Origin of the sequence: Brevibacillus sp. BC25 (genome assembly GCF_000282075.1) — a bacterium.
Lineage (GTDB): Bacteria > Bacillota > Bacilli > Brevibacillales > Brevibacillaceae > Brevibacillus.
The window spans coordinates 49,216-64,837 of the sequence record NZ_AKIX01000014.1; the positions used below are offsets into that span (position 1 = coordinate 49,216).

Annotated in this window: 17 protein-coding genes; 4 read left to right on the plus strand and 13 right to left on the minus strand. The window is 49.3% G+C overall.

Annotated elements, in window-relative coordinates; translation table 11 throughout:
• Positions 1 to 2: 2 nt before the first annotated feature.
• A complete protein-coding gene (gene nadE, locus PMI05_RS03085) occupies positions 3 to 755 on the minus strand; it encodes an NAD(+) synthase (RefSeq protein WP_007717057.1) in 753 nt (250 codons plus the stop codon).
• Positions 756 to 887: 132 nt separating this feature from the next.
• Between nadE and map the strand changes: the two genes are divergently transcribed.
• From map to PMI05_RS03100, 3 genes are all read left to right on the plus strand, one after another.
• Positions 888 to 1,634 (plus strand): type I methionyl aminopeptidase, encoded by a 747-nt coding sequence (map, locus tag PMI05_RS03090; protein WP_007717062.1) that lies wholly within the window; start codon positions 888 to 890, stop codon positions 1,632 to 1,634.
• Between the two features lie 179 nt (positions 1,635 to 1,813).
• Complete coding sequence (locus PMI05_RS03095; RefSeq protein WP_007717071.1) at positions 1,814 to 2,839, plus strand: LLM class flavin-dependent oxidoreductase; 1,026 nt, start codon at positions 1,814 to 1,816, stop codon at positions 2,837 to 2,839.
• Positions 2,840 to 2,853: 14 nt separating this feature from the next.
• Positions 2,854 to 3,450: a TetR/AcrR family transcriptional regulator gene (locus PMI05_RS03100; RefSeq protein ID WP_007717076.1), complete on the plus strand. Its 597-nt coding sequence runs from the start codon at positions 2,854 to 2,856 to the stop codon at positions 3,448 to 3,450.
• A gap of 65 nt (positions 3,451 to 3,515) precedes the next feature.
• On the opposite strand, the gene PMI05_RS03105 is transcribed toward PMI05_RS03100, so the two are convergent.
• From PMI05_RS03105 to PMI05_RS03160, 12 genes are all read right to left on the minus strand, one after another.
• On the minus strand, positions 3,516 to 3,695 hold the full coding sequence (locus PMI05_RS03105; RefSeq protein WP_007717080.1) for a hypothetical protein: 180 nt from the start codon (positions 3,693 to 3,695) through the stop codon (positions 3,516 to 3,518).
• 149 nt (positions 3,696 to 3,844) lie between these two features.
• Entirely contained in the window at positions 3,845 to 4,192 is a 348-nt protein-coding gene (locus PMI05_RS03110) for a PspC domain-containing protein (RefSeq protein ID WP_007717084.1), read from the minus strand.
• A 116-nt stretch (positions 4,193 to 4,308) separates the two neighbouring features.
• On the minus strand, positions 4,309 to 4,929 hold the full coding sequence (locus PMI05_RS03115; RefSeq protein WP_007717087.1) for a flavin reductase family protein: 621 nt from the start codon (positions 4,927 to 4,929) through the stop codon (positions 4,309 to 4,311).
• Between the two features lie 19 nt (positions 4,930 to 4,948).
• Positions 4,949 to 6,109: a homogentisate 1,2-dioxygenase gene (locus tag PMI05_RS03120; protein ID WP_007717089.1), complete on the minus strand. Its 1,161-nt coding sequence runs from the start codon at positions 6,107 to 6,109 to the stop codon at positions 4,949 to 4,951.
• Positions 6,110 to 6,133: 24 nt separating this feature from the next.
• Positions 6,134 to 7,045 (minus strand): fumarylacetoacetate hydrolase family protein, encoded by a 912-nt coding sequence (locus PMI05_RS03125; protein ID WP_007717094.1) that lies wholly within the window; start codon positions 7,043 to 7,045, stop codon positions 6,134 to 6,136.
• Between the two features lie 281 nt (positions 7,046 to 7,326).
• On the minus strand, positions 7,327 to 8,247 hold the full coding sequence (locus PMI05_RS03130; RefSeq protein WP_007717096.1) for an RluA family pseudouridine synthase: 921 nt from the start codon (positions 8,245 to 8,247) through the stop codon (positions 7,327 to 7,329).
• 85 nt (positions 8,248 to 8,332) lie between these two features.
• Positions 8,333 to 8,812: a hypothetical protein gene (locus PMI05_RS03135; RefSeq protein ID WP_007717098.1), complete on the minus strand. Its 480-nt coding sequence runs from the start codon at positions 8,810 to 8,812 to the stop codon at positions 8,333 to 8,335.
• Between the two features lie 73 nt (positions 8,813 to 8,885).
• Entirely contained in the window at positions 8,886 to 9,590 is a 705-nt protein-coding gene (locus PMI05_RS03140) for an MBL fold metallo-hydrolase (RefSeq protein WP_007717101.1), read from the minus strand.
• A gap of 7 nt (positions 9,591 to 9,597) precedes the next feature.
• Positions 9,598 to 10,227: a TetR/AcrR family transcriptional regulator gene (locus PMI05_RS03145; RefSeq protein WP_007717105.1), complete on the minus strand. Its 630-nt coding sequence runs from the start codon at positions 10,225 to 10,227 to the stop codon at positions 9,598 to 9,600.
• A 175-nt stretch (positions 10,228 to 10,402) separates the two neighbouring features.
• Positions 10,403 to 10,924 (minus strand): thiol peroxidase, encoded by a 522-nt coding sequence (tpx, locus tag PMI05_RS03150; RefSeq protein WP_007717107.1) that lies wholly within the window; start codon positions 10,922 to 10,924, stop codon positions 10,403 to 10,405.
• A gap of 89 nt (positions 10,925 to 11,013) precedes the next feature.
• Positions 11,014 to 11,547, minus strand: coding sequence for a hypothetical protein (locus PMI05_RS03155; RefSeq protein ID WP_007717109.1), 534 nt, complete (start codon positions 11,545 to 11,547; stop codon positions 11,014 to 11,016).
• 49 nt (positions 11,548 to 11,596) lie between these two features.
• The gene (locus tag PMI05_RS03160; protein ID WP_007717111.1) at positions 11,597 to 12,040 is read right to left on the minus strand and encodes a gamma-glutamylcyclotransferase; all 444 of its coding nucleotides are present in this window, start codon (positions 12,038 to 12,040) and stop codon (positions 11,597 to 11,599) included.
• 113 nt (positions 12,041 to 12,153) lie between these two features.
• Between PMI05_RS03160 and pyc the strand changes: the two genes are divergently transcribed.
• A complete protein-coding gene (pyc, locus tag PMI05_RS03165) occupies positions 12,154 to 15,600 on the plus strand; it encodes a pyruvate carboxylase (protein WP_007717113.1) in 3,447 nt (1,148 codons plus the stop codon).
• Positions 15,601 to 15,622: the final 22 nt, after the last annotated feature.

Sequence of the window (15,622 nt, forward strand, 5' to 3'; positions counted from 1 at the left end):
ATCTATATGCCTGGCATGATGTTGCGCTTATGCTCAGAGATTCGATGCAGGTAATCGATGCGTTCTTTGGCTTCTGGTCGAGTTTCCCCAGTAATCAGCAAACGATCCAGGTCCTCATAGGTGAAGCCCATCTCCTGTTCATCTGTCTGCCCTTCCCACAAATCAGCTGAAGGCGGCTTCGTAATGATCTCAGCAGGCACCCCGAGCTCAGCAGCGAGAATTCGCATCTCATGCTTGGTCAGGCTTGCTACTGGATTAAAGTCGGCAAGACCGTCTCCACCTTTTGTCATATAGCCAACATGAATCTCGCTGCGGTTGCACGTATCCGCTACCAAGTATCCTTTTTGGTTAGCGACGGCGTACAACACTGTCATCCGCAAACGAGCCTTTGTATTTCCTTTTGTTTTGTCATCAAGCCCAAGTACACCCTCGATAGCAGGAACCAAAGCGTCGTAGGCTGGCCCTACATCAACCGTGTGCAAATTCAATCCAATCGCTTCAGCAAGTCGCTTGGAATCTGTTTCATGAAGGGTTTGCGAGTAAGCAGGCAACCAAACGCCAATGACGCGTTCAGAGCCTAATGCACGAACACACAGCGCTGCCGTAACGGCACTGTCAATCCCACCAGAAATACCGACGACTGCACCGCCGAGGCCATTTCCGTCAATTTGCTCACGAATAAAGGCAATACGTTTTTTCACGTCTTCTTTTACATGAATCTGGTAGTTCGCCAGATGTTCTTGAAACTTGTCCACGCTACCTACCCCCAGGGTTGATTATTTCTCCCTCATCCTACCATGCCGTTTTCGGTGTGGCAATTGGCGCAGAACGGGACTACACTATATACTATAGAGAGTTTTTGACTAACGAGGAGAAGGAGAGAGTCGATGATTATCCTCAAGACACCTGAAGAAATTGAACTCATGCATGCAGCAGGCAAGATTTTGGCTGCTTGTCATCGTGAGATTGCCAAGATGATTCGTCCAGGCATTTCTACCTGGGAGATTGATCAATTCGCAGAAGAATTTTTGGCTAAAAATGGCGCGACCCCTGAGCAAAAAGGGTTTCATGGATATCCCTATGCCACATGCGGTTCAGTAAATGATGTCATCTGCCATGGCTTCCCGAAAAAAGAGCCTCTGCGTGATGGCGATATCGTTACAATCGACATGGTTGTTCGTAAAAACGGTTGGCTGGCTGACTCCGCTTGGTCTTATGAAGTGGGAACAGTGTCCCCGGAAGCGAAAAGACTGCTGGAAGTCACTGAAAAATCGCTGTATCTCGGTATTGAGCAAGCTGTCGTAGGCAATCGGATCGGTGACATTTCTCACGCCATCCAAACGTATGCGCAAGAACAAGGCTACTCCGTCGTGCGCGATTTTACCGGACATGGTATCGGTCAAGAAATGCATGAGGAGCCGTTCGTTCCTCACTTTGGCCCTCCTGGCAGAGGACAACGCCTCAAAGAAGGCATGGTCATTACCATTGAGCCCATGCTGAACATCGGGACGTACCACGCGATGGTCGATGAAGATGGTTGGACAGCACGTACTCGCGATGGGAAGCTGTCGGCTCAATACGAGCATACCCTCGCTATTACCGCGAATGGACCTGTTATCTTAACAAAACAATAAGGATGTACGAAAAGCCCTTGCATTGTCAGGGCTTTTTCTTTTTCTCCCAATGTGCTCGATCGCACATCCAAGCGTTGACATCCCTTCTTCTGCTCCGTATGATGCAAGTACGTTTTGTTACTACTCAGTAACAAACTATTCCGACCAGCAACCGTTAAGCACAAGGAGGGTTCCATCCCATGTCCGATACAATCTCATCTAAGCAGCTTCGAGATATCCCATTGTCCGTTCTTGATTTAGCACCTATTACGGAGGGTAGCAACGCTGCTGAATCGTACAAAAACAGTCTCAATCTGGCACAACAAGTGGAAAAATGGGGATTTACACGTTATTGGCTCGCCGAACACCACGCAATGCCTAGCGTAGCCAGCTCTGCCACCTCCGTTCTCATCGGTTACATTGCCGGAGGCACCAGCAAAATCCGTGTAGGCTCAGGCGGCATTATGCTGCCCAACCATGCTCCACTCGTGATCGCCGAGCAATTCGGGACACTGGAGTCTCTCTATCCTGGCCGGATCGACTTAGGTCTTGGACGCGCACCCGGGGCGGATCAACGAACAGCACGTGCGCTACGCCGCGATTTGCGGATTGGTGGAGACGATTTCCCGGAGCTATTGGAGGAGCTGCGTGAATATCTTCGTCCGCGAACAAGCGAGTCGGCATCAGCCATCCGCGCTATCCCTGGCGAAGGTCTGAACATCCCGATCTGGCTGCTCGGTTCCAGCGATTTCTCAGCACGACTGGCGGGTATGCTCGGCTTGCCGTTTGCTTTTGCTGGGCATTTTTCGCCGAACTTCACCTTGCCTGCATTGCAGACGTATCGCCATTGTTTCCGACCATCGGAAGTGCTGGATCAGCCATATGCCATGGTTGGCGTCAATGTGATGGCTGCCGATACCGATGAGCTAGCGAATCGACTGGCCACCTCCCATTACCAGGCATTTTTAAATCTCGTCCGCGGCGATCTCAAGCCAATCCAACCACCTGTGGACAATATGGATGAGCTATGGAGCGAATTCGAAAGACTGTCTGTCCAAGCACAGCTGCGTTCTTCCATCATCGGCAGCCCTGTTACCGTGAAAAGCAAACTGCAAGAGTTGGTCGATGCTACAGGAGCAGATGAGCTAATGATTACGACGCAAATGTACCACCATGCCGATCGTGTGCGCTCTTTTGAAATTGTCGCCGACGTCTGGAAGTCCTAAATGGGGGATGGTATATGACGGAAGCAAAACGGCCTCGCGTGCCTCGAGAAAAAGCACAAGAGATCATATTGAACGCTGCTGAAGAATTGTTTTATCAAGAAGGGATCCATACCGTCAGTGTAGACGCCATCGTCGAGCGTGCCGGAATGAATAAAATGAGCGTCTATCGGCAGTTTTCCTCGAAAACGGACCTGATTCTCGCCTATATGAGCCGAAAGCAAGACGTATTTTGGCAAGAGTGGGAAGAGAGCATCGCCAAACATCCCAATCGGCCACGAGAGCAGCTCATTCAGTTTTTTGCTGATTTGGCTGAGCGAGCGTCCAACGAGCAATTTCGCGGCTGTTGTTTTATTAATGTAGCTGTCGAGTTTCCTGATCCGGTTCATCCTGTTCGCGAGTTGGTTTGCTCGCATCAGAAACGAATCCGCGACGCTTTTTTGGACCGCACGACTGCCCTTGGCGCTACACATCCCTGCGAGCTGGCCTATACGCTTATCTTGTTGATGGAAGGTACTTACGCGGATAGCCAGACATACGGAACCGATAGTGCAGCGATCCGCATGGTTCCTGCCATCGTAGAAAAAGTTTTGGACCAAGCGCTTCACAATTAAAAAAGTGGCTCCCTGCCTTCTTCGGGCAGTTGCCACTTCCTCTTTTTGTCGTTCATACAGCTGTTTTAGCGCTGAGCACTGGTTGCATACTTGTCTTGTTTCGTCGTCATCGCTTCTAATTCTTTGACGTCTTGTTCCAAGTCAAGGATGTCTTCTTCAATCAGTTTTTTCAGATGTTGCTTTTCCCGCAAGATTTTGCGAGTTTGCTCCAAACGCTGATTCAAATCGAACACGCCGAGATACACTGCTTTTCCCTCCCTATGTAGGTTTTCCACCTTACATGATATGCAGCGATCTCCAGAAGTTGCTGACCATTTTTTTGTAGGGTCGAAATAGGTAAAAGTGAAAAGAGACTTCCCATGAGCGTAAAAGCCCTGGAAGTCTCTTATTTGCTTTAGAATCCTTTGTATTTGCCCAATTCTTCGCGCAGGCGATACACTTCTTGTACCAAAGCACGCTTCTCCAAACGGTCAATCTCCTGATCCAAATCGTTCATACGTGCATGTCCACTGTATGGTGCATCATGCATCGGGAAACCGTCAGAAGCGTATGACCACTGCGGTTCCTTTGGCATGATCATCGCCATCAGCAAGTAAAGCAAAATCGGTACTCCTGTAAAAACAGTGAGAACGACAACTCCTACACGTACCAGCGTAGAGTCAATGCGCAGAAATTGCGCAATCCCACCACAAACTCCAAATAACCGTTTATCATGAGAACGGTATAGTCGTCTTTCCATCATTGCATTCCACCCTCTCTACAGTATCCGCTTGCCTTGTATCTACAGGATACCCGATAGGCGATTCCGGTAAAATGGTCCGTAGAGGGATTTGTCCTCCGTCGCTGGACGGAGATCAATCATTTAGCAGGCGGCTCATAAACAGGGCGGGGACGATCAAACTGTTCGCCCAGGGTCGCATACGTATGACCCGCTAATCGGCTAACCGGTGCAAACGCTGCTGCATCAATCCGTCCTGCATGATACAGCTCATCTGCTACATGTACATGCACCACTTCCCCGATAATCAAATCCGAAGTCGTCGGACTACCTAATTCCACAATCTGATGCAGCTTGCACTCAAAATGGATGCGGGATGCACGCAGTCTCGGCACCTTGACGAGAACAGATGGTGCGACTTCCAGCCCCAATGCCTCTACTTCACTGATCTCTGGCGGATAATCAGCAGAAGTCTGATTGACCGCATCCACATTGTGTACGTCCACCATATTGACCACGAATTCTCCCGTTTGCATAATGTTTCGTGCCGTATCTTTTGGAACACTACCCGGCTTGCGCATGACGGCAACCGAAACCATCATCGGTTCAATGCTGGCGACATTAAAATAGCTGAAAGGAGCAGCATTGACGATCGTCCCCTCCCCTAACGAGGTGACCCAAGCGATCGGCCTCGGGACGATACATCCGATCAAGAGCTTGTATTTTTCCTGCCGTTCAATCTCGTGAATAGCGATTTCCATTGCGTTTTTGCACCTCTTCCTATTCCTGCGGTGGCAACCAGCTTGACATGTATGCCTCATCCTCGATTTCCAACGCTTGCTTTGTAACGTGAAGCGGGTTGAATGTGTCCAGCATAACAGCCAGCTCCTGCGTTTCTTTTTTCCCAATGCTCGCCTCTACCTTGCCTGGATGCGGCCCGTGAGGAATCCCCATTGGATGCAGAGTGATAGAACCCTCATAAATACCTTTTCTGCTCATAAAATTGCCATCAACGTAGTATAACACCTCGTCACTTTCTACATTACTGTGGTAGTAAGGCGCAGGGATTGCTTGCGGATGATAGTCGTACATCCGCGGAACGAACGAGCAGATGACAAAGTTTTGACCGGCAAAGGTTTGATGGACAGGTGGCGGTTGATGAATGCGTCCAGTAATCGGTTCAAAATCATGAACACTCAGTGCATACGGATACAAATAACCGTCCCAGCCCACGACATCAAACGGATGGAAGTCAAAGAAGTAGCTGTAGACCACAGATTGGCGTTTGACGCGCACCTCGAAGTCTCCGCTTTCTACATGCGTCACCAATTTTTCCGGCAAACGAATATCACGTTCACAAAACGGCGAATGTTCCAATAATTGACCGTGCTCGTTGCGATAACGCTTTGGTGGCACGATCTCATTCTGGGACTCGATGACGAGGAAACGACTCTGCACAGAAGGTACAATCCGATAGGTCGTGCCGATTGGAATAACGAGGTAGTCCCCCGGCTTGTAAGTGAGTGTACCGAAAATCGTTTGCAGCTCTCCCTCACCTTGATGGACGAAGACGACTTCATCCCCATCCGCATTGCGATAAAAGTAATCCATCGGCTCTGTAGGTGCGCATACTGCCATGACGACATCGGTATTCCCCATCATGTAGCGACGTCCGAAAATCGGGTCCCCGCCCGGCTGAACATCAAACGTTTTAAAATGCTGATGCTTCAAATCAACCTGCTCCACATATTCCAAGCGGACATCTGCGTATTTGCGCGTCTCCCTCACTTGGGTAGGCGGATTGTGGTGATACAGGATTGATTGAATTCCGGAAAACCCTTTGGTTCCCATCACTTGCTCACGGTACAGTCCCCCATCCGGCTTGTAAAACGTCGTATGCCGCTTTTGTGGAACTTCCCCCATTCGTTGATAAAAAGCCATACGTTCCTTCCTCCTTTTTCATCCTTATTCACAAATCGTATTGCGAAGCACACCGAGGCGTTCCACTTCTAGCTCTACTACATCACCTGGCCCAAGCCAAGCATACTGCTCTGTCCCCAGCTCCAAAATGCAGCCAGTCCCTACTGTTCCTGATCCGATGACATCTCCGGGATACAAGGAGCAATCCTCCGAGGCGCGGGCAATCATTTCAGCGAATGTATAGTGAATGTCTTTGAAGTTTCCTTTTGAATACTCCCTACCATTGATGCGTGCCACCATCTCCAGATCGTAGCGGCTGCCCTTTTCGCCTGTGATACGTACATCCGCCAGCTCCTCCGGTGTAACCAGCCACGGTCCCATGGACGTTGCGAAGTCTTTACCTTTTGCTGGCCCTAATCCGACCTTGACCTCTTCCCGTTGTATATCCCGGGCGCTCCAGTCGTTTAAGATACAATATCCTGCGATGTGCTCTTCCGCTCGTTCCACTGGAATGTTTACTCCTGCTTTTCCAATCACGCAGGCAATTTCCAGCTCATAGTCCAGCCACTCGGTTGCTTTGGGTCTACGAATATTCGCTTGTGTCCCTGTAAAAGCTGCTGCATTTGAAAAATAAAAGACGGGGAAGTGATACCATTCGGGCACCATCGGAAGTCCGCGGTTGGCTCGCGCTGTCATCACATGGGCCTCGAAGGCGTAAAAGTCACGAAAGCTGGCGGGACGTGGGAGTGGCGAACCTAGCTCGACTTGCTCCAAATCCCAACCATCCTGTGCCTCGTATGCTGTTTGGAGAACGGGTAGCCAGTTCTCCCACTCCTCGAGCAAACCACTCACTGTGCTTGGCGCACCCGGGCAAGCATGTGCAATATCTTTGACTTTTCCTTCGTGCAAGAGCCCCGCTCGCCAAGCATCCCTTTCTCGATAGGAAACTAGCTTCATGAAACCCTCTCCTTCTCTTGGGCAAATAAGAAAACCCAGCTCACCCCCAAAGCAATTCCGGTGCATGACAAATAGAAAGGGAAACCCTCTTTGTCAAAACGATCCGAAACAGGCTTCAGGCGCAAGCTGGGTCTAGTCTGCTACTGAAAAAAATCTTTGCGGGATTTTCCCCCGCAGACAGCCAGCTATTCTCTGTTGTGTTTCCAATGTTTGTAACGAATATCTTCTATCATATCGAAAACGCTTACAGCTTTCCAGAGGGAAATGACGAAATTTTTCGCCTAGGTCATTTCCTTACACGGATAATCGGGAAAAAATTGTTGGACTAGCTGCTCCATATCACGTGGGAGCGGCTCCTCCCAGCTCATCGCAAGACCGCTACGCGGATGGACAAAAGATAGCCCCCATGCGTGCAAAGCTTGTCTGCTGATATGCTCCCGTTCTCCCCCATACAGATCATCTCCTGCAAGTGGGTGCCCTTCACTGCTCATATGTACACGAATCTGATGAGTGCGCCCTGTCTCCAACTTCACCTCGACAAAACTCATTCCTTCCCCTCGGGCAAGCACACGATAATGGGTAACAGCTGTCTGCCCATCCGGCCTTACCTGTCTGGTGATAAACGAATTTTCCGCCAGACCAATCGGCGCATCAATCGTACCTTCGTCTGACTCCACGAGCCCTTGAACGATAGCTCGATAGGTCCGCTGCAACGTCCTGATCTGCTGCATGCGGCTGAATTGTTCATGCGCCCATTGATTCTTGGCTACGATCATCAAGCCTGATGTATCTTTATCCAAACGGTTCACCGCTCGGAACTTTCTGTGCTCGCCACGCTTTTTCCAATAAGCAATCATCCCGTTTGCCAAAGTCCCACTGGGATGATTTCCTGTCGGATGAACGACCAATCCCGCTGGCTTTGCGATGACCATCAAATCCTCGTCCTCGTAACGGATGGAGAGCGGCATGTCCTCTGGGGCAACGGTCTCTTCCGCCTCTTCTTCAACCATGACTGCTATTTTATCGCCAGCTTGCAATTTTTCGTTCACGAATACGAGGACGCCATTCCGTGTAATGGAGCCTTTAAACTTGGCACGAATGAGCAAACGACGCGATACACCATACCGCTTTTGCAGTACTTCTCGCACGGTTTGCCCTGCATCTGCCTCATCAACCGTAAAGCTTATTAATTCTTCTAGCATGTTGTCTCTCCTTTAAGTCTTCCCTTCCCCTCAGTATAGCAAAAAACGATCATGGCTGTTTGGCCATAACCGTCTGGAGTGTTTATCAGATGTTGTCTTTCACTTCGATGACAAATGCATGACCTGCATCGCCTTGCGTCCACTGACCGCGAACATCGAACAAATACCAGCCCGGCTGTTCGGGTGCTTTCCACTGATTGCCGTTTTCCACTGATAGCTCAACTTCATTCATACCGTTCCATTGGGTTACCTTGAGCGTATTTGCAGTTGGCTGCTGGGCAAAGTTGACGGTCAGCGTCGCCCCAGGCTTTACTTGCAGAGGGGCAGGCTTTTGCTCTGCGACGAGTTCCGGTGGTGCCGCCGTATCCTTGCAGATCGCCTCGCTATTATAGCTCCAGCAGGAAGATGCAGGCACCGTCGCAGCAGTTTTTCCACTCCATTCAATGACTGGCTGTGGTGGTTCCGCAAACTGCGAAGTCCCTTGCGCGGACGATCCGTTCCCACACCCTGTCAGAAATAGTGTCGCTATCAGAAATAGTTGACCAAGCCATCCTACCTTTTTCATCCAATCACCTCAAACCTATGACGCGAGAAAAAGGGGATTCGTTTCATACAACATTGCTCAGTCGATCATTGCCCTATGATTGCCAAACGTGAGTTGGAATCGAAAAAGTAGTAGAAACCTCTTTTACATAGTCATCAAGCTGTTCTGCTGGATTTCCGATCGGCTTGCCATGGCATACTTCCAAATGGCGTGGTCGCAATTGGCGGACGATTAAACTGCTTTTGAGCGCTTCAGCCATATCCGCCGTAAACATCGGCATGGGACGATGCAATCTGCCGCGTTTGGAAGTAAACAAGTCTCCCGCCAAAAGCACTCCATCCTTTTCGTGATAATACACCACATGCCCCGGAGAATGACCAGGTGTCAGATAAGGTTGCAGTTCGCCAATAGGAGCTATATTCCCTTCGGCATCTTCTGGCAAAGACTGAGCCAGGCCCGGCTGAACGTTTACTTCCAGCTTTTTACGACGAGGATACAGCTCTTTCCCTTCCATATACGGAATCTCGATTCGATGGGCAAAGACTGGTACAGATTCTTCCGCCGCAATTTTTTTAACGGCCCCCACATGATCCGAATGACCATGCGTCAGCAAAATTCGCTTGAGCGGTCCTGCATTCAGCTGTTTGATAAAAGCCATAATCCGTTTCGTCATAAATGGCATCCCCGCATCAACAAGCGTAACGCCATCTTCCTCCCTGACAATCCAGACCCGCAAAGGAATCAACAACCACGCTTTGATACACCAAATGTTCGCCGAGATTTGCTCCACTCTGATCATTCTCTCGTCACTCCCTGTTCATTATTTTTTGACTTCCTGCGAGAAAAACACCTACGGATAAAGCGAATGTAGGTGCTAACCTTTCCATCAAGCTGTCCAATGGTTCTTCGGAATGTGTATACGTACCGACGATGCCATGCAACGTGTAGAAGTAAATCCGAGCATGGGCCAGCGCTTTTTCTTCCTCTATGTCACTTGGCAAGCATCTTCTTACAGCCTCACTCAATAAACCAAACAAATGATTGCGTAGCGTTTGCAAGTCTTTTTCCGGTTCCTCTACATCGATCCGAGAGGCTTTGATCATGAAGAATAAGGTATACATCGTTCGATTGCGCAAGCAAAACTGGATAAACTGACTGCTGATTTCACGCAGGTTCTCTTCTGGTGTTTGTCCTTGTTTGGACAGTGTTTCTTCCATCTGTAGAGTCAAGCTTTGCAAAGGTTCCTTGGACAGATGATGAAGCAGTGCTTCTTTGTCCTTGAAATAAATATAGAGGGTTGTATGGGAACAGCCGGCTGCCTTGGCGATTTCCCTGATGGATACCGTATCAAAGCCTCGGGTAGCAAAAAGGTCTGCTGCCGCCGTCAAAATCGCCCGTTTCGTTTCTTCTGAGCGTATTTCTTGTTTGCTTGCCATGCGAGATATTCAGCTCCTTGCTTCTCGAAAATTTATAACCAGTGGTTAGTAACCGTTGGTTATAATATAACCATTGGTTACTAAATGCGTCAAGACTATTTTTTCCACTTGCTGCAAATAAAAAAACTCCCTTTTCGTCACTTGGACAAAAAGGGAGCTTACTTATGAAAATTGCTTACTTCGCAGCTTGTGCAGCAGCAATCGCAGCTTCGTAGTTTGGATGCTCACCAGCAGCAGCCACATACTCAGCGTGTACAACCTTGTCGTTTGCATCGATTACGAATACAGCGCGAGCCAAGAGACGGAATTCTTTGATCGCTACGCCGTAAGCTGTACCGAAGGACAGGTCTTTGTGGTCAGATACTGTTTTCACTTTGTCGATGCCAGCAGCACCGCACCAGCGGTTTTGCGCGAATGGCAGGTCAACGGAAACAGTCAGCACAGTAACGCCTTCCAATTTCGCAGCCTCTTCGTTGAAACGGCGAGTTTGTGCATCGCATACGCCAGTGTCAATAGAAGGGATTACGGAGATGATGCGAACAGTGCCTTTGGAATCTTCCAAAGTTACAGGGGACAGATCGCCACCTACTACAGTAAAGTTAGGAGCAGTGTCTCCTACTTTGATTTCAGGACCAAGCAGTGTTACAGGACCACCTTTGAATACAAATGCGCCTTGACGCTCAACAGCAGTTGTCATGATTTCTTCCTCCTCACCAAATCTTTCAGTATGTACCACAATTATCATACCCTATCATTCACTTTTTTTCACTATGCCAATAGTAGAAATTACAGATTCACTTGCACTTTCCCGCTTCGCTTGGCTTGTACCTCGGCGATTCGCTTCACTTCATGCTCATACTCCCAATCCGTTTTCGCATTCAGCTCATGACAGCGCATCAGCGCGTGATAGAGGGCAAAAGCAAAGGTAACCTGCTTCATTTCGTACCGCGTTCCATGTGCTTTCGGCAATGCCGTGTTAATAATCTCAATTTGATAGGTAGTTTTTTCCCGCTTGTCCCTAACTGGCACGATATACCCCATACGCTTTAAGACATGACCATAATCGAATTCTCCTTCATCGTCAAAATCAATGGTGTCCTCCGATGTTGCCAAATACTCCAGCAAGGTCCCCATATCCAGCGTTTCGAAGCAAGCAGGCTGTGGCATGGACAAAACTGAGCCGTCATTGTTTACAAAATAAATATGGTCGCGATAATGAAAGATCAGTTCATCTTCTGGAACATCGTCGGGAAACATCCAATGATTTTGCGGTATCAGGTAACGCCAGATTTGCGCAGGTTCACAATGGAGTAATTCCATGGCAGGGCTCCCTCCTTTTCCCTACCAGTTTTGGCAAAACTAGCACTGGCTATTCAGACAGCTCTTGCATGTAGCGTCGCCAATTCCCATGCGGAATGTGCACGCCTGTTTGCTTGACCAGGTCTCGATCCAAATAACGATATACGTAGACGTTCACGACCTGAGCTGTTCCTTCTATCGTCGCTGATACGATGATCCGCTCGTATTCATTGCGCGGATCACCCTCGCCATAGTACGTCTCCAGCTCGTCCAGTCCAGCTAACGCTTGCTCGTACATGTCAGGGGCAAACGTGACGATCTCCCCCACGACCTCCTGCTCTCCTTTTAGCAATCCCGGATAGCCTGCCGGCAAATGATAGATCTCACCTAGGATCGTCGCTGGTGTTGCCTCATGCTTATACGGTTTCACGTAATTCCTATGATTTCCAAAGCCCGTCAAAAGTGTACCGTACACAAATACAGGCAGCTTGTCGTTCTGATTGTTCACGTTCATCCATCCTCCTGTGATCGAAAAAAGGTGTGTCTTGTGTCGAGAAAATTTTGTATATTTGTTCTATATATAATTTTAATACGTCTTTTTTTCCGAGACGTAAGGGGGAGAGAATAATGAAAAAGAGAAAAATCAATCGCCTACTGGTAGCAAACCGCGGTGAGATCGCCATTCGGATCTTTCGCGCAGCAACGGAACTCGGCATACGTACGGTAGCCGTGTACTCCGAGCAGGACAACGTTTCTATCCATCGCTTCAAGGCTGACGAGTCTTACTTGGTCGGAGCGGGAAAAGGGCCTATTGAGGCTTACCTCGATATCGAAAGTATCATTGAAATTGCCAAGCGCAACGATATCGATGCCATTCACCCAGGCTATGGATTTCTTGCTGAGAATGCTGATTTTGCAAAACGTTGCCAAGAGGAAGGCATCATTTTCATTGGACCATCCCCTGAGCTGATCGACAAATTCGGGGACAAGGTAGAAGCCCGTCGTCTTGCGATTGAAGCAGAAATCCCAGTGATTCCAGGCACTCCGGAGCCAATCGAAACACTCCAAGAGGCGCTTCTCTTTGCCAAAGAATACGGCTACCCCATCATTATTAAAGGCGTATCTGGCGGCGGAGGCCGTGGCATGCGTATCGTCCGCAGTCAGGAGGATTTGCAAGATTCGTTAGATCGTGCACGTTCTGAGGCCCGCTCTTCCTTCGGCAATTCCAAGGTGTATTTGGAACGATACTTGGAACAGCCCAAACACATCGAGGTCCAAATTCTCGGTGACAACCATGGAAACATCGTCCATCTGTATGAGCGCGATTGCTCTGTTCAACGACGCCATCAAAAAGTGGTCGAAGTAGCACCGAGCCTATCGTTGGATGACAAACTGCGTGAAAATATTTGCCAGGCTGCTCTCACTCTCATGCAAAAAGCCGGTTATTCGAACGCTGGTACTGTCGAGTTTTTGTTAACGCCGGACAAGCGTTTTTATTTTATAGAAGTCAATCCACGCATTCAAGTAGAGCATACCATCACGGAGCTCATCACTGGAATCGACATTGTTCAGTCGCAGATTCGCGTAGCTGAGGGTCATGCGCTCTCCGATGAAGAAATTGGCATCCGTGCGCAAAGTGATATCCAGATGAGTGGTTTTGCCATCCAGTGCCGTGTCACAACAGAAGACGCTGAAAACAACTTCCTGCCAGATGCCGGTCGCTTGTCCGCCTGGCGTTCCGGTGGAGGCTTCGGCGTAAGGCTGGACGGCGGCAATGGTTATCCAGGCGCGATCATTACACCGTTTTACGACTCGCTTCTGGTCAAAATCTCCACGTATGGCGCGAGCTTTGATCAAGCCGCTCGCAAAATGCTACGCACACTGCGTGAGTTCCGTATTCGTGGCGTGAAAACGAACCTGCCGTTTTTGGAAAATGTCGTGACACATCCTGATTTTTTGAGTGGCAACTACAATACATCGTTTATTGACACCAAACCAGAGCTGTTCATCTTCCCTGGCCGTCAAGACCGTGGTACCAAATTACTATCTTATATCGGAGACGCGATTGTCAACGGATATCCTGGTCTCCAGAAATCGGAGAAAAAGCCGCACTTCGACTCGCCTCGCATCCCGCGGACACCATTTACCCAGCCATATCCGGACGGCACGAAGCAAATTCTAGACAAAGAAGGTGCCGACGGTCTGGTACGCTGGATTCAGGCGCAGAAGCAGGTGCTTGTCACAGACACGACATTCCGCGATGCCCACCAGTCTTTGTTTGCTACGCGTGTGCGCACCTACGATCTCGCTACCATTGCAGAAGCGACAGGTAAGCTCGGTTCCGGGCTCTTCTCGCTGGAGATGTGGGGTGGCGCCACTTTTGACACAACGATGCGCTTTTTGCAGGAATCTCCCTGGGAACGACTGCAAATTCTCCGCCAACGCATACCGAATGTTCTGTTCCAAATGCTCTTGCGCGGAGCAAATGGCGTAGGCTATACCAATTACCCGGATAATGTGATCCACGCCTTCGTCAAAGCCTCTGCGGAAAATGGCATCGATGTCTTTCGGATCTTTGACAGCCTGAACTGGCTTCCGGGAATGCAAACAGCTATTGAAGCCGTACGTGAATCTGGCAAGGTAGCCGAAGCAGCGATTTGCTACACCGGAGATATTCTGGACCCAACTAAGACCAAATACAGCTTGGCCTACTATGTCAATCTGGCTAAAGAATTGGAAAAAGCAGGTGCCCATATTCTCGCGATCAAGGATATGGCAGGTCTTTTGAAGCCGTATGCTGCTCATTCGCTCGTCTCTGCTTTAAAACAAGAAATCAGCATTCCGATCCATCTGCATACTCACGATACGTCAGGAAACGCTGGCGCCATGCTTCTGAAAGCAATCGAAGCAGGCGTGGATATCGTCGATGCTTGCGTCAGCTCCATGTCTGGACTCACTTCCCAGCCAAGCTTGAACGGGTTGATCGCGAGCCTAGCCCATACGGAGCGTGAGACTGGCCTATCTCTTGAATCGTTCAACAAGCTGTCTGATTACTGGGAGGATGTACGTCCGTACTACCAAGGCTTTGAAAGCGGCATGAAAGCGAGCAACACGGAGGTGTACGTTCACGAAATGCCTGGCGGACAATACACCAATCTGGAGCAGCAAGCCAAAGCTGTTGGTCTGGAAGGTCGTTGGGACGAAGTGAAGGGCATGTATGCTGTCGTCAATCAAATGTGTGGCGACATTGTAAAAGTGACCCCGTCATCCAAGGTCGTCGGTGACATGGCACTGTTCATGGTCCAAAACAACTTGAATGAGGAAAATATTTGGGAGAAAGGCACACGCCTCGACTTTCCGGATTCCGTCATTCAATTTTTCCAAGGGTATCTTGGCCAACCGCCGGGAGGGTTCCCGAAGAAGTTACAGGAGCTCGTGTTAAAAGGTCGCGATGCCTTTACTGCACGTCCAGGTGAATTGCTCGCGCCCGTTGACTTTACGCAAGTTGCCGCTGAGCTGGAAGTCAAAATCGGACGTGAGCCCAGTCATCTAGACGTCCTGTCCTATATCATGTATCCGCAAGTCTATTTGCAATTTGAACAACGCCTGAAGGAATACGGTGACCTGTCGGTATTAAATACGGGAACGTTTTTCTACGGATTGCGTCCGGGTGAGGAAACCGCCATTACGATCGAACGCGGTAAAACACTGATTATCAAGCTGGTCGCAGTTGGCGAGCTTCATCCAGATGGCCGACGCATCATCTATTTTGAACTGAACGGACAGCCACGTGAAATTTTCATCCGTGACCAGTCCGCAAAAGTCTCTGAACTGATCCGCCGAAAAGCAGAAGCACAAAACCCTGCCCACCTTGGTGCCTCTATGCCAGGAAAAGTGCTCAAGGTACTTGTAACTGAAGGTGACAAGGTGCGAAAAGGTGAGCATCTTTTGGTGAGTGAAGCGATGAAAATGGAGACGACGATTCAAGCCCCGCTCGACGGAAAAATTAAAGCCGTCTACGTGAAAGCAGGCGAAGCTATTCAAACTGGCGATCTGCTCATTGAAATGGAGTAGGCATCGTCTATAATAGGAGATA

What these genes read in the sequence shown, in the direction of transcription:
- map (WP_007717062.1), top strand. Translation starts at nt 888, where the DNA reads ATGATTATCCTCAAGACACCTGAAGAAATTGAACTCATGCATGCAGCA.
- PMI05_RS03095 (WP_007717071.1), top strand. Translation starts at nt 1,814, where the DNA reads ATGTCCGATACAATCTCATCTAAGCAGCTTCGAGATATCCCATTGTCC.
- PMI05_RS03100 (WP_007717076.1), top strand. Translation starts at nt 2,854, where the DNA reads ATGACGGAAGCAAAACGGCCTCGCGTGCCTCGAGAAAAAGCACAAGAG.
- PMI05_RS03110 (WP_007717084.1), bottom strand. Translation starts at nt 4,192, where the DNA reads ATGATGGAAAGACGACTATACCGTTCTCATGATAAACGGTTATTTGGA.
- PMI05_RS03115 (WP_007717087.1), bottom strand. Translation starts at nt 4,929, where the DNA reads ATGGAAATCGCTATTCACGAGATTGAACGGCAGGAAAAATACAAGCTC.
- PMI05_RS03120 (WP_007717089.1), bottom strand. Translation starts at nt 6,109, where the DNA reads ATGGCTTTTTATCAACGAATGGGGGAAGTTCCACAAAAGCGGCATACG.
- PMI05_RS03125 (WP_007717094.1), bottom strand. Translation starts at nt 7,045, where the DNA reads ATGAAGCTAGTTTCCTATCGAGAAAGGGATGCTTGGCGAGCGGGGCTC.
- PMI05_RS03130 (WP_007717096.1), bottom strand. Translation starts at nt 8,247, where the DNA reads ATGCTAGAAGAATTAATAAGCTTTACGGTTGATGAGGCAGATGCAGGG.
- PMI05_RS03135 (WP_007717098.1), bottom strand. Translation starts at nt 8,812, where the DNA reads ATGAAAAAGGTAGGATGGCTTGGTCAACTATTTCTGATAGCGACACTA.
- PMI05_RS03140 (WP_007717101.1), bottom strand. Translation starts at nt 9,590, where the DNA reads ATGATCAGAGTGGAGCAAATCTCGGCGAACATTTGGTGTATCAAAGCG.
- PMI05_RS03145 (WP_007717105.1), bottom strand. Translation starts at nt 10,227, where the DNA reads ATGGCAAGCAAACAAGAAATACGCTCAGAAGAAACGAAACGGGCGATT.
- tpx (WP_007717107.1), bottom strand. Translation starts at nt 10,924, where the DNA reads ATGACAACTGCTGTTGAGCGTCAAGGCGCATTTGTATTCAAAGGTGGT.
- PMI05_RS03155 (WP_007717109.1), bottom strand. Translation starts at nt 11,547, where the DNA reads ATGGAATTACTCCATTGTGAACCTGCGCAAATCTGGCGTTACCTGATA.
- PMI05_RS03160 (WP_007717111.1), bottom strand. Translation starts at nt 12,040, where the DNA reads ATGAACGTGAACAATCAGAACGACAAGCTGCCTGTATTTGTGTACGGT.
- pyc (WP_007717113.1), top strand. Translation starts at nt 12,154, where the DNA reads ATGAAAAAGAGAAAAATCAATCGCCTACTGGTAGCAAACCGCGGTGAG.